Genomic DNA, 557 nt, shown 5'->3' with positions numbered 1-557 from the left:
AAATACTGAAGGCAGCGTTCGATTAAATAGATGGCTTGCGTCCGCCGTGAGGTTGCTCACGGGCTACGGTCAGGAATGGGTCGACGAGAGCGGGGCGCGCAGTGCCACGGCGCCAGGCCAGACCGACGTCGAGGGTCTGGTTGAGGTCGGCGATGGGCCGCGCTTCGATGATGTCGCCTTCCAGTGACCACGGGCGATAGGTCATGTCTGGCTGGATCGACACGCCTAGACCGGCGGCGACCAGGCTTCGCACCGCTTCGGTCGAAGCGGTTCTCAAGGTGATTTTTGGCTGCAACCCGGCGCCGCGCCACAGTCGCTGGGCGTTGCGATCCATTTCATCGACGTTCAATTGAATCAGCGGCTCGCGGGCGACGTCAGCGAGGTTGATGCTGTCGTGTTCCAGCAGTGGATGTTGGGCCGGGAGCCACAAACGGTGCGGTGAGTGGGTCAGTACTTCAGTCTGCAAGGCGTGGCGATCTTCGAGGTTGGAGAGGATCAATACGCCGACATCGATCTCGCCGCTGACCAGCAAATGCTCGATGTAAGGGCGCTCGTCT

General features: G+C 61.2%; 1 protein-coding gene. It reads right to left on the bottom strand.

What is annotated here, in order from left to right:
* Positions 1–22 precede the first annotated feature (22 nt).
* Positions 23–557: LysR substrate-binding domain-containing protein (locus tag BK660_RS31735; RefSeq protein ID WP_259698574.1), on the bottom strand; the 535-nt coding region annotated here is incomplete at its 5' end.

This window comes from Pseudomonas brassicacearum (assembly GCF_003732265.1).
Taxonomy (GTDB): Bacteria; Pseudomonadota; Gammaproteobacteria; order Pseudomonadales; family Pseudomonadaceae; genus Aquipseudomonas; species Aquipseudomonas brassicacearum_D.
The sequence above is the reverse complement of the archived record's forward strand: the minus strand, read 5'-3'. Positions and strand labels throughout refer to the sequence as shown.